Source organism: Paenibacillus allorhizoplanae, assembly GCF_927798215.1.
Lineage (GTDB): Bacteria > Bacillota > Bacilli > Paenibacillales > NBRC-103111 > Paenibacillus_E > Paenibacillus_E allorhizoplanae.
In genome coordinates, this window is record NZ_CAKMMW010000003.1 from 417,575 (window position 1) to 436,269 (window position 18,695).

The following is an 18,695-nucleotide window of genomic DNA, read 5'->3' on the forward strand; positions in this document are numbered from 1 at the left end:
GAATGAGGACACACCTAAGTGCATCCTCTTTTCATAATGCATATCCTTATAACTTGTCAATTACATCATGCCAATCTCCTGCACCGAGGTCTATATCTACATACCATTCAAAAGAGTCGTGTGCTGGTATTGTCTGTGCAGTCCCATTACTTACGGCCATATCAAGTGAATCATAGTAACCAATACTAGGCTCTAATGCACAAGTAACTCGATCATTGAACATGCCTTCATCTATCCAAACTCCTAGATAAGGAACCTTCTCTTTTGGAACAGAGACGATCAAGAAATTCTCACTATCCTGACCGTATAGGCCAGACCAACGTACAGGTACTTGCCCCTCATAATAAAACTTTCTTCCATCTCCAGTAACCTTGGGGTAAATGAAAGATATATCATCCCAAGCATACGTTTCCCCATTCTTCAGCCTATGACCTTCGTACACGCATAGCATTTCCGACATGGATTCAGGAAGAAGTATACGCGTCGGTTCAGTGACTGCAAGTTGGGGGTGAGGCACCCACAAAAAAGGCATGGGTTGATCACTCTTATTTACCACACGGTAATTCATCCTTACCTTATTCCCCGAGTAGAAGGAGATGCTTCTTGTGAACTGATACGATAACAACTGGCTTTCTACCGAACAAATAACCTCGTTCTCTTCGATTCTATATGTCCAAGGAAGCGACCAAATTTCGCCATGATCGGGCAGGTTCATGCTCTTATCCATTTCCCATGGACAAGTGTTAATCGTCGGAAAACATTCATCCCAACCGCTCATATCCCATTCGCCAAAAGAAGAGCCGTATTCAGGCTGTCTTAAAGGTCTTTCACCTGAATCAATCAGCCACTCCTTACCACTAGGCTTATAAACCAGTGAAACCAATTTGGCTCCGAGGCTCGGTACGATCACCATGCGGATTTGTTCATTTTCAATGGTCACCGATAAGAAACCTTTATAAGATCCCATTGTTATGTTGCTTATACGCTCAGTCATCATTTGCACATACTCAAATGAATGCGTGCACCTGAATGATTCGCTTCCAAAACTAGTGCATTTTCAAACTGTTCCTTCGCCTTTTCCATGTTACCCAGACCGAGATACCCCAGACCCATCATATATAGACAGTGAACTTCATTTCGAACATTCAAATTGTCCTCGAATACTAGGAAGTCTGGCAAGGAAACTGTAAAGTAATCAAATTTCACTTCATCAAACAGATGCTTCTCTGCATAATCGATCAGCTTATTGAAGCGGCGCTTAGCTTCCTTCTCATTGCCCAGAGCAAGCCAGGCCATTCCTTGATAGTAGATCATATCAGGCGGTTGGTCATTGTAATACATGGCACTTGCTGGCTCATCTAGTCCCTGTGAAGCCATTTCGAAACATTCCTGTGCTTGCTTCGTCTGCTTTAAACCTTCATGAGCAAGTCCAAGATAATAATACACATTATTTTCTTGCGCTCCCGACAGTTTACCTTCACCTAAATTATCCGGATAAATAAGTGCTTGTTGTAAAAATGATACTGCCGCTTCAAAATGATTATCGGCTAACGCTATTTTCGCAAGCTCAACATGGGCAAACACATGCTGACCCGTGACTTTACCCTCGCCACCTTCCCAAGGGTGGAAATTGCGTGATTGTATAGCTTGAATAGCTTTGTCATGATAACCTTGCGCATTAAGGAGAGTAACATACTCCACGTAGAGATCGTCACGTTTGTTAACTAAAGCTTGGTGTTCCTCTAGCTTAGCGCAACGAGTAGCTGCGGTGTAACTAAGCTTTTTATACAATTGATCCAGTTCATAGAAAACCCGTGCATCATCCTGCCTGCAAGCAAAGGCTTTCTCCATGGAAATCAGAGCCGATGCTCTGTCCCCCCGTTTGTTGAAATAAGCGAGTGACAAATTACGATGCACGGTCGGGAAATCTTCTCGAATGGTACGTGATGCTTCCCAATGCATTATCGCATCTTCGTATCTTTTTTTATCATAAAACCAATTTCCAAGGTAATAGTGCGCTTTATCATCGTCCTCAGTATCCACAGCAATAACGCTTGTCAGCACTTGCAAATCAAATAAATTATTAGGGAAACAGTAATCTGAATTCGCCGCGTTTCCAGCTTTTCTATGGCGTCCAGCCTTGTCAGCATTTCCTGCTTTATCATGTAAAAAACTAAGTGTGTAATGAATCATCGGGTTCACTTCTGCAGAATCGTGATCTTGAATAATTCGTCCTAGCAATTCAATGGCTTCCTCATATAAGCCACAATTCGCATAATCCGCCGCCAAGTTCAAATAATTATGCGCATCGCCGCGCATGAGTCGCACAAGCTCCGTCTTCACTTCATTTGCAATCACCTGCTCGCCTTGGCTTGAAAGCGTAAGGTATCGTTCGTTCGCTGATCCGAAATCCGCGATATCCAGCAGCAGTGTCTCCTGCGAGAAGACTAGTGCTTCATGCAGATGTCCGAGCTTCCGCAGAAGCGCAGCTTTCAAGTGACGCGCCTTGTAATTGCGGGAATTGCGTACTTGTGAACGCTCAACCAATTCCAACGCTTCACTGTACGAACCTTTCTCACAAGCAATTTGTGCCAGTGTGAAAAAGCCTGCATCTTGCCAGTTCGCGGACCATGTCGATTTGTATAGTGCAGCGTATGCCTCTTCTTTACGTCCCTGTTCCTTAAGCGCTACGCCTAATTGATAGAGAGCTTCACTGTCATAGGGGTTCGGATTCCGCCAAGTCAGAGACTTTATTGCCGTCCGGAAGTGAACTTCCGCTTTGTCATACAGCCCGCGACGCAGCAAGAGTGTGCCGTAAGCTACATTAATACGGCTATCATCCTGGTCGCGCTTTAAGCCTTCCAAATAGTAATCTTCCGGCTCGAAGGTTGCGTGGCGATATTGCTCTAAATGTAGACCGGCTAAATACAGCTGCTCATTCGTTTTTAATTCCGCTGGTTCCAGCAGTGGCTTAGCTGCATCTGGGACTTGCTCAATCGAAGGCTTCGCTGGCTGGTAAGCAATGAGCAGCGTCCCTTTGGCATCCCTAACAGTCAGTTTCAAATCGTGTGCTTGATCGTTTTCATCCAGTGTAAGGACTGATTTGAACGTTTGTGTTGGAGATAGCTCCACAATTTCCTTCAAATACGTTCGGCTACGGCCTTGTAACTGGACAACAGCGCCATTAAACAAGGAAGTCGCATAAGCAAGAACAACTGCTTCACGTGTCTTTTCATCAATTTCTAAGTTGACTGCAGCATCGATGGAGGCATTTTTAACGACTCCGATATTTTTGTAAGGCATGAAATATTGCTTGAATGATTTTTCTTCATAGGGTTGTAACCACGTGAAATCCGGTTGGTTATCTGTGTAAACGCCAGTCATGAGCTCGATATATGGGCCATCTTCATCTGTCAGATTGCGATCCCAAGCCTGCCCAAACTCACCGTTCCCCCACGTCCATTGCTTCTTACCAGGAGACACATGATGGTTCGCCACGTGCAACAAGCCTGCTTGCACACCATGATCATAACCGCCAACGAAGTTGTAATCAGATTTATAAGCCATATACGATGTAGGAACCGGAATGTTCTTGTAGCGTGAGATATCAACGCCTGCCGAATAATCCATTTTGTAGTATGTTCCTGTTGCAATTGGAAACCTAGACACATCACGCTTCCCGTGATCAAAGACGGCTGTAACATCTGGTGGAAATACAGATTGCGTATGCTCATTTACCGCAACTGCAGGGTTCGCCCACCACAAGAACGTTTGTGGTTCCGGTGTTCGATTATATAGCTGTGCAGAAATTTCTAGATAGGCTTTGCCTGGATACAACGTGAATCCCGCCGTCACTTTCGTGCCGTACATGCGGTCGATCTCACTCACCCATACGGTAGCGCTTCCGTCTTCTTGTTCAGTGAGCTTGTATTCAACCGGACCGTACGTATTTGGACGGTGATGCTGCGGCCAGTTGAATTCGATGCCACCGGAAATCCATGGACCGGCTAGGCCAACCAGTGCTGGTTTAATGACTTGATTATAATAAACGAAGTCGTAATCATTCGTTTTATCCAACGCACGGTAAATGCGTCCGCCAAGCTCAGGCATAATCTCGATACGAACAAATTCATTTTCTAATATCACCATACGATAAGAATGGGGCTTCTTCTCATCTTCAATTTTATCGATAACTGGATGAGGGTATACCTTACCAGAGCTTCCTTGATAAACACGTTTCTCTAAGAACATCGGATTGCGATCCGGCTCACCAATGCCATAAGTCGGAATCGACTTTGCTTCTTCCCATATGCGAACCTTCTGACTCAACATCATCACTCCCTTATCTGATTGTCTCTACTTTACCTCGGAAGCTGCCAACAGCCAATTGACAAAATGCTTAATATAATGGATTATATTCTTATTATCAGAGGGAGGTTCGACAATTGGATATGGCTGGAAAACCGGAAGGGTTTGAAGAGGAGAAATTGTTCATCCTTCCTGATTATATGCAAACTGAACTATCCCGCTCCGAGCTGACGCGTGATTTATTCGTAAGTGATATTGGCTTCTTCCCACATGCTCGCCATCATTATCGCGAACGTCCCGAGGGCAGCAACTCTCATATTTTCATCTTTTGCTCCGAAGGAGAAGGTTGGATCCAATTAGGTCAACAACCTGCAATCACCCTAACTCAAAATCACTTGGCAGTCATTCCTGCCCATACACCACATCGATATGGAGCATCTACCCATACACCATGGAGTATTTACTGGTTTCATCTCCAAGGCGACCATACAGCGGCTTTTATAAAAATGTACGGAATGGATACGGGCCCCCTACATTTACCCATCGGCACTATAACCGAGTACAAAGATGTTTTTGATAAATGTTATTACTTGCTATCCGATAAAACCTATTCATTACCCATCCACACACATGTTTCCCAGTCAATCCGCCAACTGATTAGCAGTATTGGTATCCGTGTAGGCGGTACAGCCAAAGTCAAAAAGAGGGAGTACTATCTAGAAGTTGCCATCCAATACATGAATGATCGTATTGAAGAAGCCATTAAGCTCCCTGAGTTGGCCAAACACACTGGCTTATCTAGACAGCATTTAATTTTATTATTTAACGAAGAAACAGGATTTCCGCCGATTGAATACTTTTTACGTATGAAAATTCAAAAAGCAGCCCAACTGCTCAGTTTAACGCCTCTGTCTATCAAAGAAGTTGGCGCAAGCATTGGGATTACTGATCCCTATTATTTCTCGCGATTATTTAAGAAAATGATGGGTTCTGCCCCTAGTACTTTTCGAAACGTTCCGAAAGGATAACATGGAGGAAATGATCTTGAATCATTGAAGTGTGTATTATCGCCTGCTTCAACTGTCATATAAATCTTTTTGGAGCCTTCTACACCAAGGGACTCCGAGATAACTGTCAAAAAAATTTTGATTATTACATTAAGGTCTTATTAATTCTAGTAACTTTGATGGCTTTATTAGCTTGGGAAAACCCATAATTTTTTCACTTTTGAAAGTCGGAATAAACCATGTAGCATGGTAAGCCCTCATTCCAATACTTGCAGTTCCTTCTAGCTCATTGGAGCCCCCGTCACCAACAAATAATGATTCAGTTGGTGACACCCCCATTCTTTTACAGGCAAGATGATAAATGGAAGAATTAGGTTTTGCCGTTTTGACAGCAAAAGAAAAGATAACATCATCAAAATATTTTGATATGGCACAGGAATCCCATGCTGAAATTTCCTCTGGCGTACAATTGCTAATTAGACAGATTTTCAATCCCAAAGCTCTTATTTGGTCCAACATATCCAATATTTCATTGTCTATACTGCTAAAAGGTATAGACTTGGAGCAGCAGAAATTGCATTAGCTGGCACTTTGTCATCTGTACTACCTTGAAATAGTAAACTGGTTGAATATAGTTGCCGTCGCGAACTTCCCCCGTTAGAACCTACCGTAATATACCTTCTACCGAATAAGGTGTAAGCCCATCAGTGGCAGGCTTATAGTTTATCCCAGACCGTAACTATGAGATTCTCTCCTTTTTTAAATCGCGATCTTTAATAGACGAAAGCCATTTATAGATACTCTATTTAATTCGTCCAATCAGACATCTATTTATAGTCATATATTAGTATAAGAGAGTTTCAAAAGGAGGTACCACTTTATGGGGGGCGTTAAAATAGTTAAAGAAGCTATTGAGTCCGTAGGTATCAAAAAAATCAAGGAAATTGAAATTAATTATTTATATGGGAATAAATTTGAGCTGTCTTTCGATAAAGACGAAGATGAGCATGAAAGAGAGGATGAACTCAAGCCCTTTCTTGAAAGTATTGATTGGAAATGGGCTGAGGAAGTGAAAATAAAGTTGTACAACGGAAGTAAAATAAAAATTGAATTTGATGTTGATGACAATCAACATCATGGTAAACGGGGTCGAGCAGGTCCGACTGGTGCTACTGGAGCTACTGGATCTACAGGTGTAGCAGGTGCTACTGGAGCTACCGGATCTACTGGTGTGGCAGGTGCTACTGGAACTACCGGATCTACTGGTGTGGCAGGTGCTACTGGAGCTACCGGATCTACTGGTGTGGTAGGTGCTACTGGAGCTACTGGATCTACTGGTGTGGCAGGTGCTACTGGAGCTACTGGAGCTACCGGAGCTACTGGTGTGGCAGGTGCTACTGGAGCTACCGGATCTACTGGTGTGGCAGGTGCAACAGGCCCTACAGGTGCTACAGGTGTGGCAGGTGCTACTGGAGCTACTGGAGCCACTGGTACAACAGGTGCTACTGGAGCAACAGGTGGCACAGGCGCTGCAGGCCCTTCCCAGTTACTTGTGAATCAGACGGCATTTGTCGATTCTATGTATGGGAACAACGCAACAGCCATGCTTGATGACATGACCAAGCCTTGGCAAACGGCAGCTGCGGCTGTGGCTGCCGCTCCTTCTGGCACAACAATCGTAGTACGACCCGGATCGTATACAGAGACGAATTTGGCTAAAGACGGGATCAGTTGGGTATTTGAAAAGGGTGCCATAGTCACAGCAGTTGCAAATCTTTTTGATGATCTAGGAACCGCGATTGATTTTGACGTGCTTGGAGAGGGTGTGTTTCTGACCAATGGGGCAACAACTGGTGGCAGTTCCATTCTCCAAAGCACAGGTGCCAGCACGATCCACTTTGATTGTGAATCCATGAGTGATACGGTAGGCAATACGATCAATCTCGCCGGAGGCGGCAATTACACCATCAACGTCCAGGAGAGTATCACGAACGGTATCATTGGAGGTTCCGCGCTTGTGATTTCAAGCGGAACGTTATTTATGAAAGCTTTTGAAATTACGAACGACACCAACGGTACAGATGACCTCATCATGTTTGCGGGGACAGATCCGATTAGCGTGAATCTTGAAGCCACGATGATCACTAGTGGGGGCAGGGCTGTCGTTGTGAACAACAGTGCTCCGAACCAATTATCGGTTATTACCATGCGAACCCGAGTTATTCAGACCATTTCCGGGCTCATTATAGATGTCGCACCTGTATTTGCAGGAAGCTTTATCAGCTACTCCATCGCTTTAGTAGGCGTTTCCCAAGGAGTATCTATCCAAGGCGGGTCGGTTAGTTTGAATTCCTATATTTTGGTCGTGATTAATCAAGGAGCTCCAACACTTGTTCTTGGCGGGTCTGCTCAATTCACGGGTGATTTTGATAGAATATTTAGTCAAGATGCGTGTATTTTAATGCTAAATGGTGAGGCAGTTATCCATAGCAAAACTATGAACTCCTTCCAGACAATGAGCCCAGTCATCGATCTTCAAGGTGGTCAAATGAGATTGCAGGTGGATCTTATTTCCAGCGAGTCTGGCTGTATTCAAGTGACTGGAGGCAGTCACAAGCTGACTGTTATGCAGATGTCGACCAATGGACAGGCGGCTCCGGCAGTCCGAGTGGCCAATAATAGCAACTTATTTCTCAATTTCCAAGAGATTACCGGCTCTGTTAATGGACTTATTACTGTGGAGACCGGTGGCAATTTGAATATGATCGGAGATCGCATCACCACCAATGATAGCGGCAGCGGTTTAAAGACAGCCTTGCTGATCGTGGATGGTCTAGTCGATGCAAACGTTAATGTGATCTCTGCATTTGGAAGCTGCATCCATCTATCGTCCGGCGGCAACCCCAATCTGCGTTGTTACGTAAATGAGCTATTCAGCACAGTGAACCCAGACCCTATATATGCGGGAACTAGCTTAATTCTTCAAGAAACAGGCAACGCCATCATTCGATTCAATCGGATGGATGCTTTCTTTTCATCGCAAATGATACGAGTCATAAATGGAAATCTTGAAATAGATGGAGAGCTTATATTCAACACCTTTGCCCCCTCCACGGGAATTGTGGTTTCCGGAGGGACTTTTAACGGCAACATCAACAGAATTCAAATGGGCACCCGTGCATTGGAGGCGAGCTTGGGCTTCGTAACGCTCACATTTGTCGAGATTTCAGTGTTTCAACCCGACTTAGAACGCATTATCATCGCTCTCAGTGGAAATGTTGCAGCCCGAATCGTCGGCGATTTAATTCAGGGTGGTACGGATTATGCAGGTATTGTTGTTTCGGATACGGCATTTCTCGAGGCGCATATCAACGAAATGAGAGTGGGCGGTACTTGTCTTCAATATAATTCTACAGCATCTTCAAACTTCTTCTTCGATGTGCTAACTGTTGTGGGCGGTGTAACGCTAACGGATACAGCTGCCATTGCTATGACCACCGGTACCTTACAGGTAAAGGGAAGCCGGATTGAAAATGGAACAGGACTTATCACTGGATTCGGTATTCTCCTTGCTAATGATGCCAATTTTATTGGAGATATTGATTACATTCGCTCTTCGAACAACGGACTGCGAACCTCCAGCACAGGCAGAGTTCAACTATATGCAGATGAGGTAGAGTCGTTTGATGTGGAAACCATTAATATAAACAACCTGCCTAATGGTAACTCTGCGGACTATACGTTTAAAGGTTTATATCGAACCTTTGGTCCCACATCAACGGTTATAATTGACAGTACAGCAGCACCGCCAAACGTACTTCGGTTCATCAATACGACTCTTATTAGCAACGTGTCCCCTTGCATATTCTCGACAGTTATAGTAACAGTCAAGAACTATGGCATTCTTACATCCACGTTTCCAGGGGATCCTAATGTCATATTCCTATTCCCCTTATCCGTCAATACTAATCCCGCAGTTAATTAAGTGCATATTACGAACACATCCGTCGTTTGATGAGAGGCGGATTTTTTTGTTTTCCAAACCTCGTATTTCTACATATAGGAATGCTGCCCGTTACTTGAACAGGCCGCCCAGTATCTCGGCAACCTGTGTTATTATTGTGCTATCGTTCTTTCGTTAGTTGAATAATCAACGACATTCTTGTACTTTTTCTAGAATCTCACTAACACATTGTTCAATATTCTTATTTGAGCAATCAAGGGTATGATCACTGTATTTATTGTATAAAGGGACTCTTTCTTCGTAAACATCCTTTAGACTATTTCCCTTCTTTATAACAATGCCTCTGGTTGTTACATTTGCTAGTCTTCTCTGAATTTCTTCATAGGGGACATGTAAATAAATAATCTGACCATCCTGTTTTAGGATATTCATAGCCTTTTCTGAATATATAACACTTCCACCTGTAGAAATTATGCAATTTTCCAGTTGCAATTCAGACACAGTTCTTTCTTCGATTTCCAAGAATTGTTCGATACCTTCATTATCAATTATATCTTGTAACAGCCTACCTTCATGTTGTTGTATAACAATATCTGTATCCACGAAGTCCATTCCTAAAGCTTTGGCAAGTAAAACACCTAAAGTGCTCTTACCTGCTCCAGACATACCTATAAGAACTATATTCATATTCTTCCTCACTATTGCTAATTGATATTGGTTTCGTTAAACCATTCGGCAATCATCATAAATATCCTTCAGAGGTCATTAAACGCCCGTTGAAATAGTTTATGCGGGTATATCCAAAGATTTAATTCATAACCTATGTGGTCTAACATTGAGATGAGAAAACTCAATGAAACACCGAACAAAATGATATCTTTAAGCCTATTTTTATCAGCTAGTCTCCACCATACAACCCATGGAAAAAAATCATTGGTTTAAAACCGACAGCATTAATGTGTTCAGCCCTTTCACTAAAGAGGTCTTCGAAAGATGCCGAAGCGATTGATGGATTTAGAAAAGTAGACCATGATGCAAGAACAGCTAGTGCGAATATGATACATATCCATTTGGATGCCACAGCATTATACTGATTTATTGTGCTATAATAAATTGATTTATCATTTAACTTTCTTTACGTTCTGGAAGATAAAAAAAATCTCATGATCTATGATCTTATGGTGATACGTAATGATACAACTGCTTGCTTGTGGTTATAATTTTTTACACGAAGATGGCATCGTCATTGATCGGCCGAAAGGCTCAGGCGATTATGCTTTTGTGTTATTTAAGAGCAACACAAAACTAGTGCTTCACGGTAAATTAATGTCAATCGAGAAGAATACCTATATGTTATTGAATCCTCATACTCCGCACCTCTACGGACATTATGAAAAGCCGTTTATCAATGATTGGTTTCATTGTTCCAGTAACGGCATAGACGCGTTCCTGACCGAGATCGATTTTCCAATGGATACGCCAGTACGCGCTGAAGATACGATGTTAATCTCCAAATGTATTATGGAAATGAGCAATCTTGTTAGACAGGCTTCCCCTTTAATGGAGAGAATTCTGGATTGTGAGCTTAAATCTCTCTTAATGAAACTGGTCACCATACACAAACAGACGGCTGTTCATGAGCATAAGAGCCGATATCTCCTGCCATTCACACAACTGCGAAACCAACTGTATAGTGCACCTAACGTCACATATACAGTAGATATGCTCGCTTCCAGCGTAAATTTAAGCAAATCTTATTTCCAACACTTATATAAGGAATTGTTCGGGTGCTCCATCATAACGGATCTCATTAAGGCGAGACTGGAATACGCCAAGTATCTTCTCATGAACAGCAGCACATCCATAAGTACTATTTCGAGAAAGTGCGGGTATGAGAATGACACTCACTTTATGAGACAGTTCAAAAAATTTGTGGGTGTTACTCCCAGTCAATATAGAGCTGGAGGGCCAAATTGAATACATGAAAGGCTGTCGAGAAGATCTCGACAGCCTAAGTATCCTAGATTAGGACTGAACTACAATCTTTGCAATCACAGTAACATCGATAGCCGTTCTTCCTGGAGTTCCTAAACAAGGAGTACCATCTTCATTCCATGAAATGACTTGTACGTGAGCATGACGATTCGGGTCTGTCAATGGGCTGCCGATAAGATCTCGGTAAGGTCGTGCATGGAATACGATAAGATCCAAGGCACCATTTTCACACACAGTAAAACAATTATGTCCAGGACCGTAGTTACTAGTCTCCTCGTTGGTCTGAAATACAGGTGATGGCTGTTTACGCCATGAACGGGCATCCAACAAATCATCTTCCAAAGAAGCTTCCAGTAATCCCATACAATAGTTGTGATCTGTAGCGCTAGCGGAATAGGTAACAAAAATCCTTCCATCACGCATCAGCACAGCAGGTCCCTCATTCACACGGAATCCTTGAATTTCCCAATGATGCTCAGGCTTCGCTATTAATACTTGTGGACCCGAGATCGTCCACGGATTAGCCATCTTTGCGATATACAAATTGCTGTCCTTTTCCTGGTATTGAGCCCAGATTAGATATTGCTCCCCCCGGTGGTGGAATGTCGTGGCATCTAAGGAAAAGCTTTCAAAATCCAAAAATATCTTTCCTTTTTCAATCCACTGACCGGTCATGGGGTCGGCATCAGAACACTCCAGGACATAGGGACGAATAGCCCATCTATCTTCAGCCGTTCCTGCTGCAAAATAGATGTACCATTTGCCATGGATGAAATGAATCTCTGGAGCCCAGATATGGTTGCCCATCTCCCCCGTCTCATGCTTAACCCAAATTACTGCTTCATGGGCTTCCCTTAACCCACTAAGCGTTCGCGCCTTTCGAAGAATAATCCGATCATATTCCGGAACTGAAGCTGTAAAATAATAATAACCGTCCGTATGCTTCAGCACATGGGGATCCGCCCGCTGGAATATCCAAGGATCCAGATAGGTGATCTCATGCGCTGTCCCTTTTATCTGAAATGTACAGGGTTGTCCCTTTACTTCTAGTTTAACAGCATCCCATTTTACATTCACCGCAGCGCGTAACCCTTCAATGTATTCGATCTCAACTTGGGCAGGTATTTCCGGTATCTGGTTAACAGGAACGGAAATTTGAATCTCGGCTGACACTGCATGGCTCATAGTGGGCACTCCTTTATGGCGATTTCATGATTAGTTATCAAATCGTTAAATTTCACTCTATTTAGTATAGAGTTATCCATCCGTTCGGGACAATAACAGATTCTGCCTAATAACTGATCTATTACACTTCCTTTATCTGAAAATAAGGACAATAAGTCAGTTGAATACCATGATAGTCTATTGATCCGTCCATAGGAGTCTCCTATACTTTCACTATGATCACTAAAATTGGGTAAGGAGTGTTTCACGTGTCATTGTTGAATCAAGCCTATATGGGCTATCTTTTAGTACATTTTATCGGGGAACAGCCAGACGGTGAACAAGTCTATTTCTCCTATAGCGAGGACGGTTTACATTGGAAGGACCTTAACGCCGGTCAGCCAGTACTGTGTTCCGAGTTGGGGGAAAAAGGCGTGCGGGATCCCTTTATCGTACGGTCACCCAAGGACACCAAATTTTATCTGATCGCCACGGATCTCCGTATTGCAAATGGAAAAGGATGGCATACAGCTGTTAATGCTGGAAGTCGCGACATTATCGTATGGGAATCGACCGACTTGGTGCATTGGTCCTCCCCTTGGTCCGTTACGGTTGGTCTGCCTAATGCTGGCTGTGTTTGGGCACCGGAATCCATTTATGATGAAGTCTCCGGCGATTTCCTTGTATTTTGGGCCTCAGCCACGCAGGAACCGCATGAGGAAGAGCGGAAACAAAAGATCTACTGTGCACGCACCAAAGATTTCCGCAGTTTCACAGCGGCTGAACCGTACATTGAGCGGGATAACCATATCATCGATACGACGATGATCGCGCATAACGGTTACTATTACCGTTATTCCAAAGATGAAACGACCAAAAACATTCGAGTCGAAAAAGGCACATCGTTAGAAAGAGACGCTTTCACCCCACTGATTGCCCCGGCATTAGAAGCCTTGTTAGGCGTGGAAGGCCCTCAAATCTATAAGTTTAACGAACGAGAAGAATGGTGCCTCATCGTAGACCGATTCGCAGAAGGAAAAGGTTACCTCCCGCTTCTCACCTCAGATCTGGAAAGCGGTGAGTTTCGAGTTCTGGAGGATGGCGAGTTCGACTTGGGAACATCCAAGAAACGTCATGGCGGCGTCTTACCGATTACTTTTGAAGAGAGTTGCCGTCTACTCGCGGCATTCGGCGACGGCCATCAGGTGCTGCCCGGACAATTTGCCGACCCGGATCTTGTGAAATTCGGTGATCGTTATTACCTCTATCCTACCACCGATGGCTTTGATGGCTGGTCTGGCACGCAATTTCGCGCTTTTTCCTCGGATGACTTAAAGATTTGGCGGGATGAGGGAATCATTTTGGATCTTGCTACGGAGGATGTCCCTTGGACCATCGGTTCCGCGTGGGCGCCTGCGATTGCTTTCAGGAATGACAACTATTATTACTACTTCTGCGGCAAAACGAAAAGCGGAAGCCACGCAATCGGCGTTGCGGTTGCGAAGACACCTGTGGGCCCATTTCGCGCACAACCTGAGCCTCTTATCTCGATGGAGCAAATGAAGCGTTTGGGGATTCCCATGAGCTTGACCATTGACCCATCCATTTATGTAGAGGACGACGGCACCGCTTACTTGTTGTTCGGAAATGGGAACCCAACGATCGTACGCCTCAGCGACGATATGATTAGCATAGCGGAGGATACGATGAGAAATGTGGACGGCCTACACGACTTCCGAGAGGCTGTGACCGTGCTCAAACGAGGAGGGTTGTATCATTTTACATGGTCATGTGACGATACTGGCAGCGAAGACTATCACGTCAACTATGGCACCGCTGAGCAGTTGTACGGTCCAGTCACTTTCCATTACCCCGTTCTAGTCAAAAATAAAGAAAAAGATATGCTCGGCACTGCTCATCATTCCATACTCCAAGAGCCCGGCACGGATCAATATTGGATTGCCTATCACAGGTTTGTAACTCCAACGACCCGGTTTAAGCAAGGCAAAGGCTTTCATCGGGAAACTTGCATAGATTCGCTCACATTTGGGGAAGACGGTTTTATACAACCTGTGCAGCTGTAGAAACAACGAATCGCCGATCAACACCTTGTTTCAAAGGGGTGTTGATCGGCGATTTGCCATTCTTAATGCTCACTAAGTGGGCAAGCGATCTCTTTATTTATTTGCGGCTATATAACAATGGATTCAGCTCTGAAGCAGCTAGCTCCCCCGGCTGCAAGCCAGGAAACCACCTTTTCAAATCACTTTCACGCGCTTTACTATCCGGTTCAGCAATTTGCAAGCCATCTGCATAATAAATAACCGTCATGACTTTACGCATCGTATCCGTCGGATTGCCTGGCGCGCTATGCAGCGTCCATCCGGCATGGAACGTTGCATCTCCTGCAGCCATCGCACCGTGAGATTTGGTTTCGAACCCTTTCCCCTCGATATAGCCTGCCAGCGTACGATGGGATTCATCGGAAATAACCATCTTATTAATGTAGCCCAAGAGATGGGATTGTGATGCGAAAGTCATCGAACCCACTGCTTCAGAAATCGGTACAAGCGGCATCCACATCGTAATCGTCTTATCTGTATCTAGCGGCCAATAAATTTGATCTTGATGCCAAGGGGTATGACCGCCGTGTGGTTCTTTATACAACGCTTGATCATGATACATACGAACGCCATCAACACCCATTAAGTCAGCGGCAATTTTGGCAAAACGCTTAGCAAACACGAAACGTTGAATCGCTTCACTTTGCTCCCATAAATTAGAAATTTGGATAAAGGCCTTCCCGTACGTATCACGTTGATCTAGAGGTTTATCTTGGTTGTTCAACTTTTTCACCAAATCGGAGATAATCGGTTCATAAATATTGATTTCGGCTTCGTTCGCTACTCCGCGAAGAACGATGTGGCCATCTCTCTGATAGCTGGCCTGCTGCTCTTGCGACAACGCGTAACTGTCTTCTAACCATGGTAATGCGTGGATTTGATTCGCCTCTAGATTACTCATTCGCTATGCACCTCTATTTGTCTATTTATAGCTTTATTATAGGATCCTCGTCCCTAATAATCTTTGTCAAACAAGGTTATCGTTTTGTCAAAAACAACTGGATTTCAACACTCTTCCTGCACTAAAATAGAGTAGTGTACGACCACCTACAATCCGGAAGATACTTGTGAATTTTATGAAAAGAGGCCTTTCATGCTGCAACCACTACTGGATACCCCACCGATTGTCCCTTACATCAGAGAATGTGACTTTGCCGTTCGCAAACCATGGAATTACCCAGAGAGAAGACTCCTCGACTATTTATTGGTATACATCCAGGAAGGTACATGCTGTTTTTGGGTCGATCATCAGAAGTACATATTCAATCCAGGTCAATTCTGCCTCGTCCAACCAGGCAGTCTGATTTCCTTAGAGGGACTAACGAACACAGTCACACCATTTCTCCACTTTGACATCGCCTATAATCCCGAAAGAGAAGATAGCTTTCCCACACGACCAGGGCAAATTGACCTATCTGCCTATAGCCATCTGATGCAACCAACTCTTCAAGAACTATTCAGTATTCGAGTTCCCGTACACGTCCAACCACAAGATCCCCTTCTGCTCAAAGAAAAACTGATGCAAACCATTGAGCTTGTCCATTTGTCTAATCCGCTTAACCAACTAAAAGCTCAGCAAATTATGCTAGAAATCATCCTAACTTTATTAGAATCGTATCAACGCGAGGTTCCTTCACCTACGCCATCCCTAAACTGGATCACCTCCTATTTCTCAAATCACTTGAGTGATCCCCTTTCCGTTCAGGATATGGCGGATCGCGCCAATTTATCTGTTTCTAGGTTCAGTTTCCTCTTCAAACAACGTTACGGCACTTCTCCTCATCAATACTTACTGCAGATGCGCATTCACCATGCCAAGGAACTACTTATTAATACAGAGCTCAGTCTTGAATCCATCTCCGAATATTGTGGCTTTGCTGATTTGCATCATTTTTCTAAAATATTCAAACAACGCACTGGCGCGTCACCTGGTGAGCATCGAAAATCAACAAAAAATCCCTCCAACCGATAATCGCTATCGGAAGAAGGGATTTTTCATGTCATTAACTATTTCCCAGGAAATAGGATTTTATAGTCCTAGTCGAAATATACAGCTTTACCTGTTTTCGCAGACTCATAAATGGCTTCCAAAATCTCAGATACCACACAAGCTTGCTCTGGTGTAACAACAGGATCAGTGTCATTCTCTATCGCTTGAATCCATAATCTCATTTCTAGATCTGAGGCAACTTCTGCCTTTCCATCATAAAATGCAACTCCGCCCGCTTGCAATTCCACTTCTGTCGTGAACAAACGACTGTGCTTCTCACCGTTGATGCGAAGGCCGCCTTTCATATCAGCGCCGCCTTCCGTTCCGGAAAGTGTACATTTCGCTTCGTCAACCTCAAGCGTATTCAACGCCCAGCTCGATTCAAGAATAATTGTGGCACCATTTTTCATTGTAATCATGCCAAATGCGGAATCTTCCACGGTGAACTTAGCTGGATCCCAAGGGCCCCAAGCATTTGCCGCGTTCTCACGCTGGGATAGCTTGTGATAGGAAGTCCCCAAAACAACCGCTGGCTCATAGTTGTTCATCATCCACAACGTCAAATCCAATGCATGCGTGCCGATATCGATCAACGGGCCTCCGCCTTGTTTCTCTTCATCTAGGAACACGCCCCATGTAGGTACTGCGCGGCGACGAATCGCATGTGCCTTCGCGAAATAAATGTCGCCAAGCTCGCCTTCGGAACAAATCTTATATAAATGTTGGCTATCGCCACGGAAGCGATTGTTGTAGCCAACGGTTAGCTTTTTGCCAGTACGTTTAGCTGCTTCAACCATACGTCTTGCGTCTGCTGCTGTTTTCGCCATAGGTTTCTCTGACATCACGTGCTTGCCTGCTTCCAAAGCAGCAATCGTAATTTCCGCGTGGGAATCATTCGGCGTACACACATGTACGATATCGATGGAGCTGTCTTTCAACACCTCACGATAATCTTCATAAACGCGAGCTTCTCCCTTGCCAAACTTCGCAGCAGCTTCCTGCGCTTTCTCCGAAATGATATCACAAAATGCTACCATTTCTACATTGTCCAATTTACTTAGACTAGGCATGTGTTTGCCATTAGCAATCCCTCCACACCCAATAATCGCGATCCGATACGTCGTTGACATGATGTTCCTCCTCTATAATGATCCTGCAAATTCTTATAATGACAGTACTCATATGTATATATTAATTATACCCAATACCACCGTTAATAAAATTCCCGATTTTGCGAATATTGTATGCAATTGTGTTATCGCCTCTAAGTCCCACAACAGAAAAAAAGCACGGCCACTGACTAATCAGCATCCATGCTACTTACTTTTTAATCATCGTGGCTACAAGCTTGTACCCCACGCCGCGTATTGAATCAATCTGAACCGACTGCTGATTCATTTCCAACTTCTTGCGCAGAGAGCTCACATGCACATCAACCGTACGCTGGCCCCCAATATAGTCGAAGCCCCACACGATATTCATAAGATCATCTCGTGTAACAACGACGCCTGGTCGCTGAACTAGATATAACAGAACCTCAAACTCTTTAGGACGCAACGGAATCGACTCGCCACCCAGCACAACTTCATATTTCTCTGGATAAATACGAAGCTCACCCGCCTGAATCACTTTCTCATTCGATTTGGCTATATCCGCAGCCGCTTCATCCGATTGAGTACGCCGCAAGACAGCAGCCACACGCGCAAGCAGCTCGGCCACCCCAAATGGCTTCGTGATATAATCATCCGCCCCATGCTTCAATCCCTGTACAACTTCATCTTCTGCGTTGCGTGCCGTCAGGATAATGACAGGCGTTCGATTTCCTTTCTGTCTAAGCTTCGCCAACACCTCAAAGCCACTAAGACCTGGCAGCATAATATCCAAAATAATCAAATCATACGACTGCTGAAGCGCTTCCTGCAGGCCATCTCCACCATGATCAATGACCTTCGTATCATAGGCTTCCTGCGAAAGATTATAAGATAACAACCGAGCCAATGTCGGCTCATCTTCAATTACTAGTATCTTTTGTGCCATGGGATCCCCCGCATTTACAGTTTATTAACAATGCACAACTTGAGTGTATCACACAAATGTAAAGGCATTGTAAAACCTTCGTCATCGCGGTGTAAATCCGCAACTTA

At 44.1% G+C, this 18,695-nt stretch carries 13 protein-coding genes; 5 read left to right on the plus strand and 8 right to left on the minus strand.

What is annotated here, in order from left to right:
• Window positions 1–46: 46 nt before the first annotated feature.
• Both L6I86_RS07985 and L6I86_RS07990 read right to left on the minus strand, forming a co-directional pair.
• Complete coding sequence (locus tag L6I86_RS07985; RefSeq protein WP_236286027.1) at window positions 47–967, minus strand: aldose epimerase family protein; 921 nt, start codon at window positions 965–967, stop codon at window positions 47–49.
• 26 nt (window positions 968–993) lie between these two features.
• Complete coding sequence (locus tag L6I86_RS07990; RefSeq protein WP_236286351.1) at window positions 994–4,335, minus strand: DUF5107 domain-containing protein; 3,342 nt, start codon at window positions 4,333–4,335, stop codon at window positions 994–996.
• A gap of 116 nt (window positions 4,336–4,451) precedes the next feature.
• On the opposite strand from L6I86_RS07990, the gene L6I86_RS07995 reads away from it, so the two are divergent.
• On the plus strand, window positions 4,452–5,336 hold the full coding sequence (locus tag L6I86_RS07995; RefSeq protein ID WP_236286028.1) for an AraC family transcriptional regulator: 885 nt from the start codon (window positions 4,452–4,454) through the stop codon (window positions 5,334–5,336).
• A 129-nt stretch (window positions 5,337–5,465) separates the two neighbouring features.
• Here the strand turns inward: L6I86_RS07995 and L6I86_RS08000 are convergent, their stop codons facing one another.
• The gene (locus L6I86_RS08000) at window positions 5,466–5,840 is read right to left on the minus strand and encodes an HAD-IA family hydrolase (RefSeq protein ID WP_276574813.1); all 375 of its coding nucleotides are present in this window, start codon (window positions 5,838–5,840) and stop codon (window positions 5,466–5,468) included.
• 355 nt (window positions 5,841–6,195) lie between these two features.
• On the opposite strand from L6I86_RS08000, the gene L6I86_RS08005 reads away from it, so the two are divergent.
• Window positions 6,196–9,300 carry a collagen-like triple helix repeat-containing protein gene (locus L6I86_RS08005; protein WP_236286030.1) on the plus strand — a complete coding sequence of 1,035 codons (3,105 nt, stop codon included), beginning with the start codon at window positions 6,196–6,198 and terminating at the stop codon, window positions 9,298–9,300.
• A gap of 165 nt (window positions 9,301–9,465) precedes the next feature.
• Here the strand turns inward: L6I86_RS08005 and thrB are convergent, their stop codons facing one another.
• Window positions 9,466–9,966 carry a homoserine kinase gene (thrB, locus tag L6I86_RS08010; protein WP_276574814.1) on the minus strand — a complete coding sequence of 167 codons (501 nt, stop codon included), beginning with the start codon at window positions 9,964–9,966 and terminating at the stop codon, window positions 9,466–9,468.
• A gap of 504 nt (window positions 9,967–10,470) precedes the next feature.
• Between thrB and L6I86_RS08015 the strand changes: the two genes are divergently transcribed.
• Window positions 10,471–11,256, plus strand: coding sequence for an AraC family transcriptional regulator (locus tag L6I86_RS08015; RefSeq protein WP_236286032.1), 786 nt, complete (start codon window positions 10,471–10,473; stop codon window positions 11,254–11,256).
• A 48-nt stretch (window positions 11,257–11,304) separates the two neighbouring features.
• On the opposite strand, the gene L6I86_RS08020 is transcribed toward L6I86_RS08015, so the two are convergent.
• The gene (locus L6I86_RS08020; RefSeq protein ID WP_236286033.1) at window positions 11,305–12,459 is read right to left on the minus strand and encodes a family 43 glycosylhydrolase; all 1,155 of its coding nucleotides are present in this window, start codon (window positions 12,457–12,459) and stop codon (window positions 11,305–11,307) included.
• Between the two features lie 248 nt (window positions 12,460–12,707).
• On the opposite strand from L6I86_RS08020, the gene L6I86_RS08025 reads away from it, so the two are divergent.
• Complete coding sequence (locus tag L6I86_RS08025) at window positions 12,708–14,522, plus strand: glycoside hydrolase family 43 protein (RefSeq protein WP_236286034.1); 1,815 nt, start codon at window positions 12,708–12,710, stop codon at window positions 14,520–14,522.
• Between the two features lie 97 nt (window positions 14,523–14,619).
• Here L6I86_RS08025 and L6I86_RS08030 read toward each other — a convergent pair whose 3' ends face one another.
• Window positions 14,620–15,462, minus strand: coding sequence for a phytanoyl-CoA dioxygenase family protein (locus L6I86_RS08030; protein WP_236286035.1), 843 nt, complete (start codon window positions 15,460–15,462; stop codon window positions 14,620–14,622).
• A 192-nt stretch (window positions 15,463–15,654) separates the two neighbouring features.
• Between L6I86_RS08030 and L6I86_RS08035 the strand changes: the two genes are divergently transcribed.
• Window positions 15,655–16,533, plus strand: a complete 879-nt coding sequence (locus L6I86_RS08035) for a helix-turn-helix domain-containing protein (RefSeq protein WP_236286036.1) — start codon at window positions 15,655–15,657, stop codon at window positions 16,531–16,533.
• Window positions 16,534–16,598: 65 nt separating this feature from the next.
• On the opposite strand, the gene L6I86_RS08040 is transcribed toward L6I86_RS08035, so the two are convergent.
• Window positions 16,599–17,681 (minus strand): Gfo/Idh/MocA family protein, encoded by a 1,083-nt coding sequence (locus L6I86_RS08040; RefSeq protein ID WP_236286037.1) that lies wholly within the window; start codon window positions 17,679–17,681, stop codon window positions 16,599–16,601.
• 190 nt (window positions 17,682–17,871) lie between these two features.
• Entirely contained in the window at window positions 17,872–18,588 is a 717-nt protein-coding gene (locus L6I86_RS08045) for a response regulator transcription factor (RefSeq protein WP_236286038.1), read from the minus strand.
• Window positions 18,589–18,695 lie beyond the last annotated feature (107 nt).